Below are 15,013 nucleotides of genomic sequence, written 5' to 3'. Positions count from 1 at the left end.
TAGCGGGCTTCTGTGACAGTCACGTCATGAAGAGAGTATTTTTCCGCAGCGCTGATGAATTTTTTCAGCGCGTCGCCGGAAGAAGAATGCCCCGCGGGTGCGGGGCATCTTGTCGTCGGGGTTTGCGAGCGGGCTCGTGATCAGGCGGAGAGGGCCTTGAACTCGGCCAGGATTGCGTCGCCCATCTCGGAGGTGCCGACGCGGGTGGCGCCTTCGCTCATGATGTCGCCGGTGCGGATGCCCTTGTCGAGCACGTTGGCGATCGCCTTTTCCAGGCGGTCGGCCTCGGCGACCATGTTGAAGGAGTAACGCAGGCACATGGCGAACGAGGCGATCATGGCGATCGGGTTGGCAATGCCCTTGCCGGCGATATCCGGCGCCGAACCATGCACGGGCTCGTAGAGTGCCTTGCGCTTGCCGGTCTTGGCATCCGGCGCGCCGAGCGAGGCCGACGGCAGCATGCCGAGCGAACCCGTCAGCATGGCGGCCACGTCGGACAGCATGTCGCCGAACAGGTTGTCGGTGACGATGACATCGAACTGCTTGGGCGCGCGCACCAGCTGCATGCCGCCGGCATCGGCCAGCATGTGCTCCAGCTTCACGTCGGCAAACTTCGCCTTGTGGGTTTCCGTCACCACCTGGTTCCAGAGCACGCCCGACTTCATGACGTTGCGCTTTTCCATCGAGCAGACGGCATTCTTGCGGGTGCGGGCCAGCTCGAAGGCCACCGAGGCGATGCGCTCGATTTCGTAGGTGTCATAGACCTGCGTGTCGATGGCGCGCTTCTGGCCGTTGCCGAGATCGGTGATGGTCTTCGGTTCGCCGAAATAGACGCCGCCGGTCAGTTCGCGCACGATCAGGATGTCGAGGCCTTCGACCAGTTCGGGCTTCAGCGAGGAGGCATTGGCAAGGGCCGGATAGCAGATGGCCGGGCGCAGGTTGGCGAACAGTTCCAGATCCTTGCGCAGACGCAGCAGGCCGGCTTCCGGGCGCACCTCGTAAGGCACGTGGTCCCATTTCGGACCGCCGACGGCGCCGAACAGGACCGCGTCGGCCGCCATGGCCTTGGCCATATCCTCTTCGGAAATGGCAACGCCATGCGCATCATAGGCCGAGCCGCCAACCAGGCCTTCATCGGTGGTGAAGCCGGTGCCGAGGGCCTCGTTCATGTGGGCGATGATCTTGCGGACCTCGGCCATGGCCTCGGGGCCGATGCCGTCGCCGGGGAGAAGAAAGAGCGAATGAGACATGTCTGGTGTCCTTGGAAATGGGCAGGCTCACCATGACGCGCCATCCGGGACGCGCTCCCCCCAAACCCCGACCGAGCCTGCCGCAGGACGAGGCAAAGAGTGTTCAAGACGCCCGTGCGCGCCCGTCAGACGAGGGCGCGGGCGCCGGCTCAGAGCCAGGGACGTTCCGACTGGATCTTCGTTTCGAACGAGGCAATCGCCGTATCGCTCTTCAGCGTGGTGGCGATGTCATCGAGACCTTCCAGCATGATGTGCTTGCGGGCCGGATCGATATCGAAATGAACCTTGCCGCCGTCCGGACCGGAGATTTCCTGGGCTTCCAGATCAATGGTCAGCACGGCGTTGGACCCGCGCGAGGCATCGTCCATCAGCTTGTCGAGGTCATCCTGGGAGACGACGATCGGCAGGATGCCGTTCTTGAAACAGTTGTTGTAGAAGATATCGGCAAACGAGGTGGAGATGACGCAGCGGATGCCGAAATCGAGCAGTGCCCAGGGCGCATGCTCGCGCGAGGAGCCGCAGCCGAAATTGTCGCCGGCGACCAGAATCTTGGCATTCTGATATTGCGGCTTGTTCAGCACGAAATCGGGGTTCAGCGAGCCGTCGTCGCGATAGCGCGCCTCGGCAAACAGGCCCTTGCCGAGGCCGGTGCGCTTGATGGTCTTCAGATAATCCTTCGGGATGATCATGTCCGTGTCGATGTTGACGACCGGAAGCGGCGCAGCAACGCCGGTGAGCTTGACGAATTTTTCCATGATCTGCCTCCGCGAGACGTTTGACGCGGATGCTGCCATAGACCAATTCCCGCAGGATTTGAAGGTCACATTCGTGTCAAACGGTACTGTGACCGCCAAACGGCAGGCTGGCCGGGCGGCCAGCGGGAGCAAGGTGATGAACCAGACGGTTCGGGAAGCCTGTGCGGGAGCGTCTCAGAGATCGATGATCGTGCCGCGACCGTCGTTCCAGACGCGCATGTCGGGCCGGGCGCCCTTGGCACGCGCACGCACCGGCACCGGCTTCAGGCGCGGGGTGAGCGCCCTGACCACGGTGAAGACGGCCAGCATGCCGGCAAAGGCAAGGGTGATGGAAGCCGTCAGCACCACAAGGCTACCAATCGCCGCAATGCCGATGAGACCGAGGAAAACTGCGCGGATGTTCTGCATGGTTTTATGAACCTTTCTTCTTGCGTGAATGTGGGCCTTTCTCTTTCCACTTGCAAGTGCCTTGGCACCTGTGCGCTCTTGCGTCTCACCCCGAAGCTTGTCACAAAGTCGCGATGTCCCACGCCCTGTCCTTCATGCCGCGCCCCTGCCGCTCCCTGCTCAGCGTCCCCGCCATCAACCAGCGGGCCCTGGACAAGGTCCCGCATCTTGACTGCGACGGGGTGATCTTCGACCTGGAGGATTCGGTCTTTCCCGAGCGCAAGGCAGAGGCGCGCGAGGCCCTGCGAGAGCGGCTTTGCGACCATACCGGCGACGGCAAGACCCGCATCATCCGCATCAACGACCTTTCCTCCCCCTTTGCGGCCGCCGATCTCGATCTGGTTCTTGCGGTTCAGCCCGATGCAGTGCTGCTGCCGAAGGTGGAGCGCCCGGACGATATCCTCTCCGTTCAGGAGAGGCTCGATGCCGCCGGCTGCCCGAAGACGGTGGCGATCTGGGCGATGATGGAAACGGCACGCGGCATCCTCGAGGCCGGGGCAATTGCCGCAACAGGCGACAGGGCAGGGCGCCTTCAAGCCTTCGTGATCGGCCTCAACGACCTGCGCAAGCAGACCCGCGTGCCGCCGCGGCCGGGCCGCACCTTCCTCGTGCCCTGGCTGATGCAGGTGGTGCTGGCCGCACGCGCGCACGGGCTTTGCCTCATCGACAGCGTCTTCAACGATTTCCGCGATGCGGACGGGTTCGAGGCCGAATGCCGGCAGGGCCGCGAGATGGGCTTCGACGGCAAGATGCTGATCCACCCGGCGCAGATAGAGGCCGCCAACCGGGCCTTTGCCCCCGCGCCGGAAGAGATCGCGGAAGCGCTCGCCATCGCGGCCGCCTTTGCCCGGCCGGAGGCGGAAAACCTGAACGTCATCACTCTTGATGGCCGCATGATCGAACGCCTGCACCTGGAGGAGGCAGAGAAGCTTCTGGCCCTGGTGCAGGTTCTTGAAAACAGAAAGACGAGTGCATGAAAGTCTACCGCTTCCTCACCGGACCCGACGATTCCAGCTTCTGCCACCGGGTGACCGACGCCCTCAACAAAGGGTGGGAACTGCACGGCGCCCCGAGCCTGACCTTCAACCACGCCGAAAACAGGATGTATTGCGGTCAGGCCGTGGTAAAGACCGTTCACGGCAAGGACTACGACCCGAGCATGAAGCTCGGAGAGCAGTAAGACCCCTTGATCGTGGCGCCCCGGACCGGACATGATGACCGGCTCCGGGGCACTTTTTTTTGCGCAAGGGCTGCAGGAAGCGCCCACCCGTTCAGCCCGTGCGGTCGGCCGCCTCTTCGGCGCTTGCCTCGATGCGCTCCATGTCGTCATCCGAAAGGCCGAAATGATGGCCGATCTCGTGGATCAGCACATGGGTGATGATATCCCCCAAAGTCTCCTCGTTTTCCGCCCAGTAATCGAGGATCGGGCGGCGATAGAGGCGGATGCGGTTCGGCAGTTCGCCGGTTTCCACGGTGAATCGCTCGGAAATGCCGCGGCCCTCGAACAGGCCGAGCAGATCGAAGGGGGTTTCCAGCGCCATGTCCTCGAACACGTCGTCATCCGGAAAATCCTCGATCTCGATGGTGAGGTTCTGGGTCAGTGCGCGGAATTCCTCCGGCAGGTTCCCATAGGCCTCGATTGCCAGCGATTCGAACGTGCTGATGGTCGGGGCGTGGCGATCCCGCCAATCATCGGTCTGGTCGACACGGGCCATGTGTGCTCCTTTTTGGGAGCCATATAAGGTTTTTGGGAAATTTTTTCGAGAGCGGATTCAAGCAGCAGGCGCACAGCGTAAATGAATCTCGCCCCCGGCCCTGTTGACTCTTCCGGCAGCCTCTGGAATCCATAAGAACATAAAGTGAACATTTCGAATGGAGCCGACGTCATGGCACACGCTGCCCTGGCGCAGGAGAGGGTTTTTGCCCTGCGCGAAACAATCGCCCGGCTGGAAGGCCGGCCCCTGCCGGAGCAGGCGGCCGCAGAGGCCGGGCTGCTGGCCGAACAACTGGCCGGACAACTGGCGGAACAACTGGCGGACCTCGAGGATGGCGGGGTTGCGGCAAGGAGACGGGCAGGGGAGGCTCGGCTGGCGACAGGCGTCGAGGCCTTCGATCAGGCGCTGGATGGCGGCCTGCCGCTCGATGCGATCACCGAGATCCGCAGCCTCGGCTTTCGCCATGCCGGGGCGGCGAGCGGCCTGGCGCTGGCACTGGCGGCTCTTCTGCAGGCGACGGAGGAAAAACGGGCGAGGGAACCCGCTCCCTTCCTGTGGATCGGCGACCGGATGGGGGGAGGCGAGGCGGGCCTGCCCTATGCGCCGGGTCTCAAGGCCTTCGGGCTCGACATCCGCCGTTTCTTCCAGGCGCTGCCGCAGCGGCTGGAGGATGCGCTGTGGCTGGCGGAGGCGGCGCTGCAAAGCGGCCTGTTTGCCGCCACCCTTCTGGAAGTGCGCGGCAACCCGCCCGCCTTCGGGCTGACGGAAAGCCGCCGGCTGAGCCTCAGGGCAAAGGCGGCGGGGCGGCCGCTTCTGCTGCTGCGACAGGCGGGTGAGGAGGAGGCCTCGAGTGCGGCCTTCCGCTTGCTGGCCGAACCGGCGCCGGCGCTTGCGCGGCGCCTTCCCGACGGATCGATGCTTGGCGGCAGCATCGGCCATCCCGTCTTCCGTCTCACCCTGGAGAAGAGCCGCAACCCGGCTCCCCTCTCCCTCTTCCTGGAGTGGAACCCCCATGACCGCCGTTTCCTGGCTCTCGACCCCGCAAGACAGGCTCAGGCTTTCGAACCGAAGGCAGCGCATTCTGGCGCTGCACTTTCCGCGCCTTCCGACCGACCGGATCCTGCGCCGGCGCTGGGGGCTGTCCTGGCGTTTGAACGGGCGTTCGAACGGGCGTCCTGACGACACACCCGTCGTCGTGGCCGGTCGACGCGACAATGGCATGCGCCTTCTGGCACTCGACGAAATGGCCGAGGCCGCGGGGCTGCGGGCGGGCCAGGGGCTGGCGGAGGCGCGGGCCATCTGTCCGAACCTGATCGTCATCGAGGAGGATGCGGCCGCCGACCGGCGCCTGCTGGAGGCGCTGGCCGACTGGTGCGACCGTTTCACCCCACTGGTCGGGCTGGACGGGGCCGACGGGCTGTTCCTCGACATCACCGGCTGCACGCATCTGTTCGGCGGCGAGGCGGCCATGCTGCAGGAGATCCTGACACGGCTGACACAGATGGGACTTGCGGTGCGCGGCGCGATTTCCTCCGCCCCCGGCCTGTGCCGGGCGCTCGCCCGCTTCGACGGCAACCGCATCGTTGCGGAGGGGGAGGAGGAGGCCGCGCTGGCACCGCTGCCGGTGGCGGCGCTGCGCCTCGACGACACGCTGGTGCAGGCCCTTCACACGCTGGGCCTGCGGCAGGTGGGCGACCTTGTGGAGGCGCCGCGGGCGCCGCTCGCCCGCAGATTCGGCACCGAACTGATGCTGAGACTCGACCAGGCGACCGGTGCCGACGAGGAACCGATCTCGCCGCGCCGGCCGGTTGCGCATCTGTCGGCGGAGCGGCGGCTGGTCGAGCCGATCCGGGCGGAAGACGACATTCTGGCCCTTGCCGCGACCGTCGCCGAAGGGCTGAAACCGGGGCTCGAAGCGCGCGGGGCGGGCGGGCGCGTGTTCGAACTGGTGCTGTTTCGCGTGGATGGCCATGTGTTTCGCCTGAGCGCCGGCGCCTCGCGTCCCTTGCGCGATCCGCCGCGCATCGCAAAGCTGTTTGCCGAGCGGCTGAAGGGATTGCATGACGAGCTCGATGCCGGCTTCGGCTTCGAGATCCTGCGGATCAACGTGCTGCAGCACGAGGCCTTCGACAGTGCCCAGGGCGATTTCGAGGGCGACGACCGCCGGCGCCTGTCGCTCTCCGATTTCATCGACCAGGTTTCGGCCCGGCTGGGGCCGGAGGGCCTGCAGACCTGCCAGCTGCGCGAAAGCCATGTGCCGGAACGGGCGGTTCGCATGCGGCCTGCCCTTGAGCAGGCACCGGCCCGCATTCCGCTGCCGGAGGCGGCACCGCTCGGCGTGACGGTGTCGCGGGCGGAACGGCCGCTCCGGCTGTTTGCCCGGCCGGAACCGCTGGAAACCTTTGCGGTGGAGGTGCCGGACGGCCCGCCGATGCGCTTTCGCTGGCGCCGGCTGACCCACCGGGTGCTCAGGGCCGAAGGGCCGGAGCGGCTGTCGGCCGAATGGTGGCTGGACGGGGAGGAGGCGCTGACGCGGGATTATTTCCGGCTGGAATCCGACAGCGGCCAGCGCTTCTGGGTCTATCGCCAGGGTCTTTATGACGAGGTGGCGCATCCGCGCTGGTTCATGCACGGGATCTTTGCATGATCATGCCCCCGGCCTTCTGCGAGATCGGCGCGCGCACCAATTTCTCCTTCCTGGAGGGTGCCTCGCATCCCGAGGAAATGGTGCAGGCGGCCGCCGAACTGGCGCGACGCGGCGAGCTTTCCGGTCTCGGCATTGCCGACCGCAACACGGTGGCGGGCGTGGTGCGCGCCCATGCGAAACTGCGCGACCTGCCGGACGACGTGGACCTGAAGGTGCAGCCGGGTGCCCGCCTCGCCTTTGCCGGCGCAACGCCTGACGTGCTGGCCTTTGCCTGCAACCGCACCGGCTGGGGTAATCTCTGCCGCCTGCTGAGCGCCGGCAACCTGCGCAGCGAAAAGGGCGACTGCCGGCTGTTTCTCGATGACCTGATGACCTGGGGCGATGGGCTGATGCTGGCCGTGCTGCCGGGCCGCCATCTGCTCGATGATGCCGCTGCGGGCGAGGCCTTTGCCGGCCTGCTTGCCCGGCTGCGCGAACGCTTCGGCGCGCATCTCTGCGTGGGGCTTTCGGCAGAATATGACGGACGCGATTCGCTGGCCTTTGCCAGTGTGGCCCAGTGGGCGGAAGCGGCGCGGCTGCCGCTGATCGCCACCAACCAGCCGCTCTATCACCATCCCGGCCGGCGGCCGCTCTGCGATGTGGTGACCGCCATCCGCGCGCATGTGACGGTGGAGGAAGCCGGCTTTCGCTTTGCCGCCAATGCCGAGCGCTTCCTGAAGCCCGCCTCCCGCATGGCCGGCATCTTCCGGCGCTATCCGCAGGCGCTGGCCGAAACCGTCCGCTTCTTCGACAGGCTGCAGTTTTCGCTGCGCGAGCTGCGCCACAACTATCCGCAGGAGCGCATTTCAGGCGAAACGCCCTCCGAGACGCTGGAGCGACTGGTGCAGGCCGGTGCGGAAAGACGGTTCGGACACGAGATCACCGACACGATCCGCCGGCAGATCCGCGAGGAGCTGGACCTGATCCGCGAGAAACAATATGCGCCCTATTTCCTCACCGTGCGCAACATCATGGACTATGCCCGCTCGCAGGACATTCTCTGCCAGGGGCGCGGCTCGGCCGCCAATTCCATCGTCTGCTATTGTCTCGGCATCACCGATGTCGATCCGCGCAAGTCCTCGCTGCTGTTTGCCCGCTTCCTCTCGACCGAGCGGGACGAGCCGCCGGATATCGACGTGGATTTCGAGCACGAGCGGCGCGAGGAGGTGATCCAGTTCATCTACCGCACCTATGGGCGGGAGCATGCGGGGCTGGCGGCGGCCGTCACCAGCTATCGCACCCGCTCTTCCGGACGCGAGGTGGCAAAGGCCTTCGGCCTGTCGCAGGACGTGCAGTCGGCGCTGTCCGGCACCGTCTGGGGCTGGTCGACGGACGGCCTGTCGGAGCGGGAGGCGAAGAATGCCGGGCTCGACACTGAGGATGCGACGACGCAGCGCGTGCTGACCTATGCCCGCCAGTTGATGGATTTTCCCCGCCACCTGACCCAGCACGTCGGCGGCTTCGTCATCACCCGCGACCGGCTGGACGAGGTGGTGCCGATCATGCCGACGGCGATGCCCGGCCGCTTCATGATCGAATGGAACAAGGACGATCTCGACACACTCGGCATCCTGAAGGTCGATATCCTGGCGCTCGGCATGCTGACCTGCCTTGCCAAGGCCTTCCGGCTGCTGGAAAGCCATTACCGGCGGCCGGAAAGCCTGCCCTCGATCCTCGCCGACCAGGACGACGCGGTCTATGACATGATCTGCCGGGCCGATACGGTGGGCGTCTTCCAGATCGAGAGCCGGGCGCAGATGAGCATGCTGCCGCGCCTGCGGCCGCGAAAGTTCTACGATCTCGTCATCGAGGTGGCGATCGTGCGCCCCGGCCCGATCCAGGGCGACATGGTGCATCCCTATCTGAAGCGCCGCGAGGATGAGCGGATGGGCCGCGACATCCCCTATCCGAGCGAGGAACTGAAGGCGGTACTGGCGCGCACGCTCGGCGTGCCGCTGTTCCAGGAACAGGCCATGCAGATCGCCATCGTGGCGGCAGAGTTCACGCCGAGCGAGGCCGACCAGCTGCGCCGCGCCATGGCCACCTTCCGCCGCACCGGTACCATTCACCATTTCCGCGACAAGATGGTGGGCAACATGATCCGCCGCGGCTACGACCCGGATTTTGCGCGGCGCTGCTTCAGCCAGATCGAGGGGTTCGGCGAATACGGCTTTCCGGAAAGCCATGCCGCCTCCTTCGCCCTGCTGGTCTATGTCTCCTGCTGGTTCAAGGCGCTTTATCCGGACGTGTTTCTCGCCGCGATCCTCAATGCGCAGCCCATGGGCTTCTATGCCCCAGCCCAACTGGTGCGCGACGCGCGCGAGCATGGGGTCGAGGTGCTGCCGGTCGACGTGAACTTTTCCGAATGGGATGCGGGCCTGGAAGAGGGGCACGGTTTCGACGCCCGCCGCATGGCGCCACAGCACCGGGACATGCGCGGCGTCATCCGGGCGACGAAATCCGTGCGGCTGGGGTTCCGGCTGGTCAAGGGCCTGTCGGAAACGGAGATACGCGAGAAACTGGTGGCGGCGCGCGGCGATGGCTACCGCTCGATCCGCGATCTGTGGCTGCGCTCCGGCCTCAACCGCGCCACCATCGAGAAGCTGGCCGAAGCGGATGCCTTCCGTTCGCTCGGTCTCGACCGGCGCCAGGCACTCTGGGCGGTGCGGGCGCTGGATACCGCAAGCGCCCGCGACAGTCTGCCGCTGTTCGAACGAGCCGGCCACGAAGACCTGCAGCACGAACCGGCGATGGACCTGCCGGAGATGCCGCCGGGCGAACAGGTGATCGAGGATTACCGCAGCCTCACTCTGTCGCTGAAGGCGCATCCCGTTTCCTTCCTGCGCGGGGAACTCGCGAGGCGAGCCATGGTGACCACGGCCACCCTCAGAACCGCCGAAAAGAACCGCCGGGTGGAGGTGGCGGGCCTGGTGCTGATCCGCCAGCGCCCCGGCACCGCCAAGGTGATCTTCATGACGCTGGAGGACGAAACGGGCGTTGCCAACATCATCGTGCGGCCGAAGATCTTTGCCCGCTACCGCGCCGTGGTGATGGCGGCGCGGCTGGTGCGCATTCGCGGACTGCTGCAGCGGGAAAGCGACGTGATCCATGTGATTGCCGACCAGATCGAGGACCTGACCCCGATGCTGGGGCTGTTGCAGGCGGACAGGCGCCGCTTCGGACTGTGCGACCGCGCCGACGAGGTGGTGCGCGCGACACCGGATCATCGGGAAAGGCTGGCCCGCAAGAAGCGGATGCCTGACCGGCCGACGCCGGCATCGTCGCCCGCCCTGCTCAGCGAGGATGCCCGGGTGCTGCCAAAGGGGCGCAACTTCCACTGAGCGGCAGCCGGCCCGCCACCCGCGCCCACCCCGCGCCCACCGTGCGAAGAGACAAAAGCCGCCGACACACGCACTTGTGAGCGCCGGCCCGGCCACGGGGCGGGTGGGCGCGGCACCCTCCGATTCATTTTTCTTGACATATGCTATCCTCTTTATCAAAAAAGAGGACGTCCAACGTCATGTTTGATGGCTAATACGCATGCTTGTCTGCAGTTGCAATTACATAACCGACCGGGAGATCAGGGATGTGATCAACGGCCTCCTCGATGAGGACTGTTGGCAGCTGATCGTTCCTGCCAAGGTATATCACGCCATGCAGAAGCGCGGCCGCTGCTGCGGCTGTTTCCCGAACGTCGTCGATCTCATTATCCGCACCACCGAAGAATATCACGCTCGGCGCCACTCGACGGAAGCCGAGGTTGTCGATTATATGTCTCGCCTCAGAAAGTTCCACGAAGACAACAGGAGAGCGGACATTGAAAGGCGACAAAAGAGTCATCGAGCGGCTTAACGAGGCCCTCTTTCTCGAACTCGGCGCGGTGAACCAGTACTGGCTGCACTACCGTCTGCTCGAAGACTGGGGCTACACCAAGCTCGCCAAGAAGGAGCGTGCCGAATCCATCGAGGAAATGCAGCACGCCGACAAGCTGGTGGCCCGTATCATTTTCCTGGAAGGCCACCCGAACCTGCAGACGCTGGCCCCGCTGCGCATCGGCCAGAACGTTCGCGAAGTGCTGGAAGCCGACCTTGCCGGCGAATACGATGCCCGCACCTCCTACAAGGCCTCGCGCGATATCTGTCATGAAGCCGGTGACTACGTCACCATGAAGCTGTTCGAGGAACTGCTGATCGATGAGGAAGGCCATATCGACTTCCTCGAAACGCAGATCGAACTGCTGAACAAGCTCGGCGAAGAGCGCTACGGCCTGCTGAACGCCGAATCCGCGGACGCAGCCGAGTAAGCTTGCCGCTGCCGATCGAAAGCCGGCCACCGCTCGTGGCCGGCTTTTTGCTGCACAGTGTGCGGCGTGCACATCGCCTTACGGACGAAGCCAGGCGCTGCCGACGATCCGGCCCGCTTCGAGATCGGCATGGGCGCTCGCCGCATCCGCAAGCGCGTAGACCTGCTGCGGCCTGTCGAACAGGCCTTGCTGCATCAGCGCCAGCACCGCCTCCACGGCCGGGCCATAGGCCTCCCGGTTGGCGCTGAAGGCCATGACGCTCGGCCGCGACAGCGCATTGGAGCGCAAGGCGGCAAGCGGCACCGGCGGCGCGACACCCGCCACCTGGCCGATGCTGGCAGTCATGCCGAAGGGACGCACGCAGGCGATTGTCCGGGCAAGCGTGCTGCCGCCGATGCCGTCGATCGCCAGATGCACGCCCTCGCCTGCCGTCAGCGCCGCCACCTCGGCCGCCAGATCGATGTCTCGGCCAATGATCACATGATCGGCCCCATGTGCGCGGGCCATGGCGGCCTTGTCCGCATGGCCGACGGTGGCGATCACCTCCGCCCCCAGCCGCTTTGCCAGTCGCACCAGAATGGAGCCCAGACCGCCAGCCGCGGCATGCACCAGCGCCCGCATGCCCGGGCGCAGCGGATGGACATGCGACAGCAGCATGTGCGCGGTGAGGCCACGCAGAAGATTGCTGCCGGCATCCTCGAAGGCCAGCGCATCGGGAAGCGGGATCGCCCGCCAGGCCGGCAGCAGGCGATGCGTCGCATAGGCACCGACCGCCCCGGCATAGGCGACCCGCCGGCCCACCGCGACAGTCTCCACACCCTCGCCCACCGCTTCCACGACACCTGCCCCCTCCACGCCGGGAATGCCGGGCAGGGGCAGGGGATAGGCGCCGCTGCGATGATAGACATCGATGAAATTGAGCCCGATCGCCTGTTGCGCGATCAGCACCTCGCCGGGGCCGGGCACAGGGCGCGAATGTTCCACGGGCTGCAGGACCTCGGGACCGCCGATGGCGGAAAACTGCATGGAAAACGGGCTCGCATGGGACATGGCTGATCTCCTTTGCAGCAGACTGTACGGCGCCGCTGCGCTGTGCGAAATTCCCGCAATCTGCCCAGTGAATGGGAAGAATTGCACAACAGACAGGGCCGCCGCCGCAAAACGCCGGTGCGGGACGAGGGATCGAGGCGATGGACTGGGACGATCTTCGGCATTTCGCAGCCTTTGCCGAACAGGGCAGCCTGCTGTCTGCGGCACGCGCGCTTCACGTGGAACATGCCACCATTTCCCGCCGCATCGAGGCGCTGGAGCGCAGCCTTGCGCTGAAGCTGGTGGACCGGCGCGGCCGCAGGCTGCGGCTGACGGCCGAGGGCGAGCGGATCGCCGCGATTGCCCGGCGCATGGAGGGCGAGGCGAACGCCATTGCCCGGCTGGTGCGGGGGGCCGCCGAGGACATATCGGGAGAGGTAACGCTGTCGGCCCCGCCGGCCTTTGGCAGCATCGTCGTGGCGCCCGCGCTTTGCGGCCTGGCGCAAAACCATCCGCGCCTGACGATCCGGCTGCTGGGCGAGGCGCGGACGGCCGCGCTCGACCGGCGCGAGGCCGATATCGCCATCCGGCTCAGCCGACCGGCCGAGGGCGACCTGACGCTGACAAAGCTGGCGGACGTGACGTTCCGCGCCTATGCCAGTCCGGAGCATCTGGCCGCGCACGATCCGCAGGACTGGCTTTTCATCGGCTCGGATGGCGAGGTACGCCAGTCGCCGCAGCAGCATGAGCTGGCAAGGCTCGCCGCCGGGCGCCGCTTTGCCCTGTGGTCCGGGGAGGTGTCCATGCAGATGGCGCTGGCCTGCCACGGCGCCGGCATCGCCATGCTGCCCGACTTCCTGCGGCCGGAACGCCGGGGTCTCGTTCCGGCCTTTCCGGAGGCCGCACCGCTGATGCGCGAGGCATGGCTGGTGGTGCACAGCGACCTCAGGCACGCGCCAGGCATCCGAACCGTGATCGACCACCTGACGGTGACGATCAGGGCCGCCCTGCGGCAGACCGACGACGCGCCCGGGACGTGACCTTGCCGTTAACCGGGCACGCCGGCGAGATGGGAGAATTCCGCCACCACCCGTTCATAGGCGGGGCGCTTGAAGGGTACGATCAGGCCGGGAAGCTCCGCCATCGGCTTCCAGTCCCAGGCGTCGAATTCCTGGTGCTGGCCGCTCGGCGGGTTCTCGATGTTGATCTCGCTTTCCTCGCCCTCGAAGCGAAAGGCGAACCAGCGCTGCGTCTGGCCGCGGAACTTGCCCTTGAGACCGATGCCGATCAGATGCGCCGGCAAGTCGTAATTGATCCAGTCCTTCGCCTCGGCAAGAAACGAGACGGTCGTCATGCCGGTTTCCTCGAACAGCTCGCGATGGGCGGCCTTCAGCGGATCCTCGCCCTTGTCGATGCCGCCCTGCGGCATCTGCCAGAGCTGCGGCGAGCCGTCCGATTCGCTGTTGTTTTCCGAAAGACGCCGGCCGACCCAGACCAGCCCCTGCCGGTTCAGCACCATGATGCCGACACAGGGGCGATAGGGCAGTTCGTCCGCCGAGCGTTGCGTGTTGTGGCTCATCCCGTCCTCACTGTTGTTGCGGTCCGGAGACGAGGGCGGAGACGCCGACCACCTCGATACCCCGGCCCTCTGCCTGTTTCATCCATTCCGCCACCGCATCAACCGTTTCGTCGAAGGCAGTGCCGATGCCGATGGCACTGCCCCTGCGTTCGGCGATCCGCTGCAGGTCATCCAGCTTGCGCAAGATGACGTCGCGCTGCAGCTGGTCATCCAGCCTCACATCGGCAAAGCCATGCGGCAGATCGAGCGCCCCCGCAAGGGCCTGCGTCTTCGACTGCGCAAAGGCGCCGTCATCGACGAACAGAAGGCCGCGCGCCGCGATGTCCTGCAGCACAGGTTCCAGCGCCTGCGGATCTGCAAGATAGCGGCCCCCGAGAAAATTCACGATACCGGTGTAACCGCTCATCCGCCCCATGGCCTGATGCAGCGCCTTGAGATTCTGCGCCGCCGGCCTGCCGGTCACCAGCGTCAGCGGACCGGGATCGTTCGCCGGATAATCGAATGGCTCCATCGGCACCTGCAGCAGGATCTCGTGGCCGCCGGTGCGCGCCTCCTGCTGCCAGCGCTGCAGGCTGTTGCCGCTTGCCGCAAAGGCCAGCGTGACCGAGCCCGGCAGCTGGCGAATGGCGCGCTGCGTGCCCGTCTGGCTGATGCCGAGCCCGCCGATGACGATGGCAATGCGGGTGCCGCGCGCCCCGGACCAGGGCCTGGCATATTGCTCCATCGGCCGCAGACCATCCGGCCCGCGCACCGGCAGGCGACCGAAAGGAGTATCCTCCAGCAAATCGTCATCCGGCAGGGCAGCAAGGCGCGGATCCTGCCCCGGCCGGCGGGCATCGATCAGCCGCGGCCCGCCCGCCTCGCTGCGGCGCGGCGAAAACGTGGTCACGACCGAGCCATCCTCCAGCCGCGTGCGGGCAATCTCCGTGCCGGCCCGGCCCGATTCGGCAGCAAGCGGCGCGGCAGAGGCGGCCTCCGGGGTAGAGGGAGAGAGGGAAGGAGAGGCAGCCGGTTCCGGAGAGGGTGCTGCACCGGCGGATGCCGCAGGCAGCGGCGGAACCGCAAGCGTCACCGCCACGGGATCCACCGGCGGCAGGCCGGAGGACCGCATGGCATAGAAGGACAGAGCGAGCAGGGCGGCGGCACCGCAGCCGGTCAGCACGGCGGCGAGCGTCAGGCCGCGCCCGGACCTCGTCCGGCGCCTGTCCCTGCCGCCCAGCGGTGCTCGAAGATCTGTCCCCACGGGTTC

15 protein-coding genes are annotated in these 15,013 nt (G+C 66.2%); 8 read left to right on the top strand and 7 right to left on the bottom strand.

From position 1 onward, the window contains the following. Positions 1-140: 140 nt before the first annotated feature. From leuB to KLP42_RS22550, 3 genes are all read right to left on the bottom strand, one after another. Positions 141-1,250 (bottom strand): 3-isopropylmalate dehydrogenase, encoded by a 1,110-nt coding sequence (gene leuB, locus KLP42_RS22560; RefSeq protein ID WP_215569721.1) that lies wholly within the window; start codon positions 1,248-1,250, stop codon positions 141-143. A 149-nt stretch (positions 1,251-1,399) separates the two neighbouring features. Continuing rightward, positions 1,400-2,005: a 3-isopropylmalate dehydratase small subunit gene (gene leuD, locus KLP42_RS22555; RefSeq protein WP_215569720.1), complete on the bottom strand. Its 606-nt coding sequence runs from the start codon at positions 2,003-2,005 to the stop codon at positions 1,400-1,402. Positions 2,006-2,179: 174 nt separating this feature from the next. Beyond that, positions 2,180-2,413 carry a hypothetical protein gene (locus KLP42_RS22550; RefSeq protein ID WP_215569712.1) on the bottom strand — a complete coding sequence of 78 codons (234 nt, stop codon included), beginning with the start codon at positions 2,411-2,413 and terminating at the stop codon, positions 2,180-2,182. Between the two features lie 113 nt (positions 2,414-2,526). On the opposite strand from KLP42_RS22550, the gene KLP42_RS22545 reads away from it, so the two are divergent. Continuing rightward, positions 2,527-3,429, top strand: a complete 903-nt coding sequence (locus tag KLP42_RS22545) for an HpcH/HpaI aldolase/citrate lyase family protein (protein ID WP_215569710.1) — start codon at positions 2,527-2,529, stop codon at positions 3,427-3,429. Next, positions 3,426-3,632: a DUF1737 domain-containing protein gene (locus KLP42_RS22540; protein ID WP_215569708.1), complete on the top strand. Its 207-nt coding sequence runs from the start codon at positions 3,426-3,428 to the stop codon at positions 3,630-3,632. Before KLP42_RS22545 ends, KLP42_RS22540 begins: the two co-directional genes overlap by 4 nt. A gap of 91 nt (positions 3,633-3,723) precedes the next feature. On the opposite strand, the gene KLP42_RS22535 is transcribed toward KLP42_RS22540, so the two are convergent. Next, positions 3,724-4,167: a metallopeptidase family protein gene (locus KLP42_RS22535; protein WP_215569706.1), complete on the bottom strand. Its 444-nt coding sequence runs from the start codon at positions 4,165-4,167 to the stop codon at positions 3,724-3,726. A gap of 171 nt (positions 4,168-4,338) precedes the next feature. Between KLP42_RS22535 and KLP42_RS26995 the strand changes: the two genes are divergently transcribed. The 5 genes from KLP42_RS26995 (at position 4,339) to bfr (ending at position 11,156) form a co-directional block, all read left to right on the top strand. Beyond that, complete coding sequence (locus tag KLP42_RS26995; protein WP_252193190.1) at positions 4,339-5,346, top strand: ImuA family protein; 1,008 nt, start codon at positions 4,339-4,341, stop codon at positions 5,344-5,346. Beyond that, positions 5,318-6,814, top strand: coding sequence for a Y-family DNA polymerase (locus tag KLP42_RS22530; protein ID WP_286675499.1), 1,497 nt, complete (start codon positions 5,318-5,320; stop codon positions 6,812-6,814). Before KLP42_RS26995 ends, KLP42_RS22530 begins: the two co-directional genes overlap by 29 nt. Next, on the top strand, positions 6,811-10,194 hold the full coding sequence (locus tag KLP42_RS22525) for an error-prone DNA polymerase (protein WP_215569702.1): 3,384 nt from the start codon (positions 6,811-6,813) through the stop codon (positions 10,192-10,194). The genes KLP42_RS22530 and KLP42_RS22525 overlap by 4 nt, the downstream gene beginning before the upstream one ends. Before the next feature lie 193 nt (positions 10,195-10,387). Further along, complete coding sequence (locus tag KLP42_RS27310; protein WP_502941339.1) at positions 10,388-10,705, top strand: (2Fe-2S)-binding protein; 318 nt, start codon at positions 10,388-10,390, stop codon at positions 10,703-10,705. Then, positions 10,671-11,156 carry a bacterioferritin gene (gene bfr, locus KLP42_RS22515; protein ID WP_215569698.1) on the top strand — a complete coding sequence of 162 codons (486 nt, stop codon included), beginning with the start codon at positions 10,671-10,673 and terminating at the stop codon, positions 11,154-11,156. Before KLP42_RS27310 ends, bfr begins: the two co-directional genes overlap by 35 nt. A 78-nt stretch (positions 11,157-11,234) precedes the next feature. Here the strand turns inward: bfr and KLP42_RS22510 are convergent, their stop codons facing one another. Further along, a complete protein-coding gene (locus KLP42_RS22510; RefSeq protein WP_215569696.1) occupies positions 11,235-12,206 on the bottom strand; it encodes a quinone oxidoreductase family protein in 972 nt (323 codons plus the stop codon). A 140-nt stretch (positions 12,207-12,346) separates the two neighbouring features. Here KLP42_RS22510 and KLP42_RS22505 point away from each other — a divergent pair, with 140 nt between their 5' ends. Beyond that, positions 12,347-13,225 carry a LysR family transcriptional regulator gene (locus tag KLP42_RS22505; RefSeq protein ID WP_215569694.1) on the top strand — a complete coding sequence of 293 codons (879 nt, stop codon included), beginning with the start codon at positions 12,347-12,349 and terminating at the stop codon, positions 13,223-13,225. An 8-nt stretch (positions 13,226-13,233) separates the two neighbouring features. Here KLP42_RS22505 and KLP42_RS22500 read toward each other — a convergent pair whose 3' ends face one another. Further along, a complete protein-coding gene (locus KLP42_RS22500; protein ID WP_215569692.1) occupies positions 13,234-13,764 on the bottom strand; it encodes an RNA pyrophosphohydrolase in 531 nt (176 codons plus the stop codon). Positions 13,765-13,771: 7 nt separating this feature from the next. Next, positions 13,772-15,007, bottom strand: a complete 1,236-nt coding sequence (locus tag KLP42_RS22495) for a divergent polysaccharide deacetylase family protein (protein WP_215569691.1) — start codon at positions 15,005-15,007, stop codon at positions 13,772-13,774. Positions 15,008-15,013: the final 6 nt, after the last annotated feature.

It is taken from the genome of Rhizobium sp. CSW-27 (assembly GCF_018760785.1).
Taxonomy (GTDB): Bacteria; Pseudomonadota; Alphaproteobacteria; order Rhizobiales; family Rhizobiaceae; genus Neorhizobium.
The sequence above is the reverse complement of the archived record's forward strand: the minus strand, read 5'-3'. Positions and strand labels throughout refer to the sequence as shown.

Coding starts and splice junctions, on each gene's coding strand:
- KLP42_RS26995 (WP_252193190.1), top strand. CDS start 4,339: ATGGCACACGCTGCCCTGGCGCAGGAGAGGGTTTTTGCCCTGCGCGAA.
- leuD (WP_215569720.1), bottom strand. CDS start 2,005: ATGGAAAAATTCGTCAAGCTCACCGGCGTTGCTGCGCCGCTTCCGGTC.
- leuB (WP_215569721.1), bottom strand. CDS start 1,250: ATGTCTCATTCGCTCTTTCTTCTCCCCGGCGACGGCATCGGCCCCGAG.
- KLP42_RS22540 (WP_215569708.1), top strand. CDS start 3,426: ATGAAAGTCTACCGCTTCCTCACCGGACCCGACGATTCCAGCTTCTGC.
- KLP42_RS22550 (WP_215569712.1), bottom strand. CDS start 2,413: ATGCAGAACATCCGCGCAGTTTTCCTCGGTCTCATCGGCATTGCGGCG.
- KLP42_RS22525 (WP_215569702.1), top strand. CDS start 6,811: ATGATCATGCCCCCGGCCTTCTGCGAGATCGGCGCGCGCACCAATTTC.
- KLP42_RS22545 (WP_215569710.1), top strand. CDS start 2,527: ATGTCCCACGCCCTGTCCTTCATGCCGCGCCCCTGCCGCTCCCTGCTC.
- KLP42_RS22500 (WP_215569692.1), bottom strand. CDS start 13,764: ATGAGCCACAACACGCAACGCTCGGCGGACGAACTGCCCTATCGCCCC.
- KLP42_RS22505 (WP_215569694.1), top strand. CDS start 12,347: ATGGACTGGGACGATCTTCGGCATTTCGCAGCCTTTGCCGAACAGGGC.
- KLP42_RS22510 (WP_215569696.1), bottom strand. CDS start 12,206: ATGTCCCATGCGAGCCCGTTTTCCATGCAGTTTTCCGCCATCGGCGGT.
- KLP42_RS22535 (WP_215569706.1), bottom strand. CDS start 4,167: ATGGCCCGTGTCGACCAGACCGATGATTGGCGGGATCGCCACGCCCCG.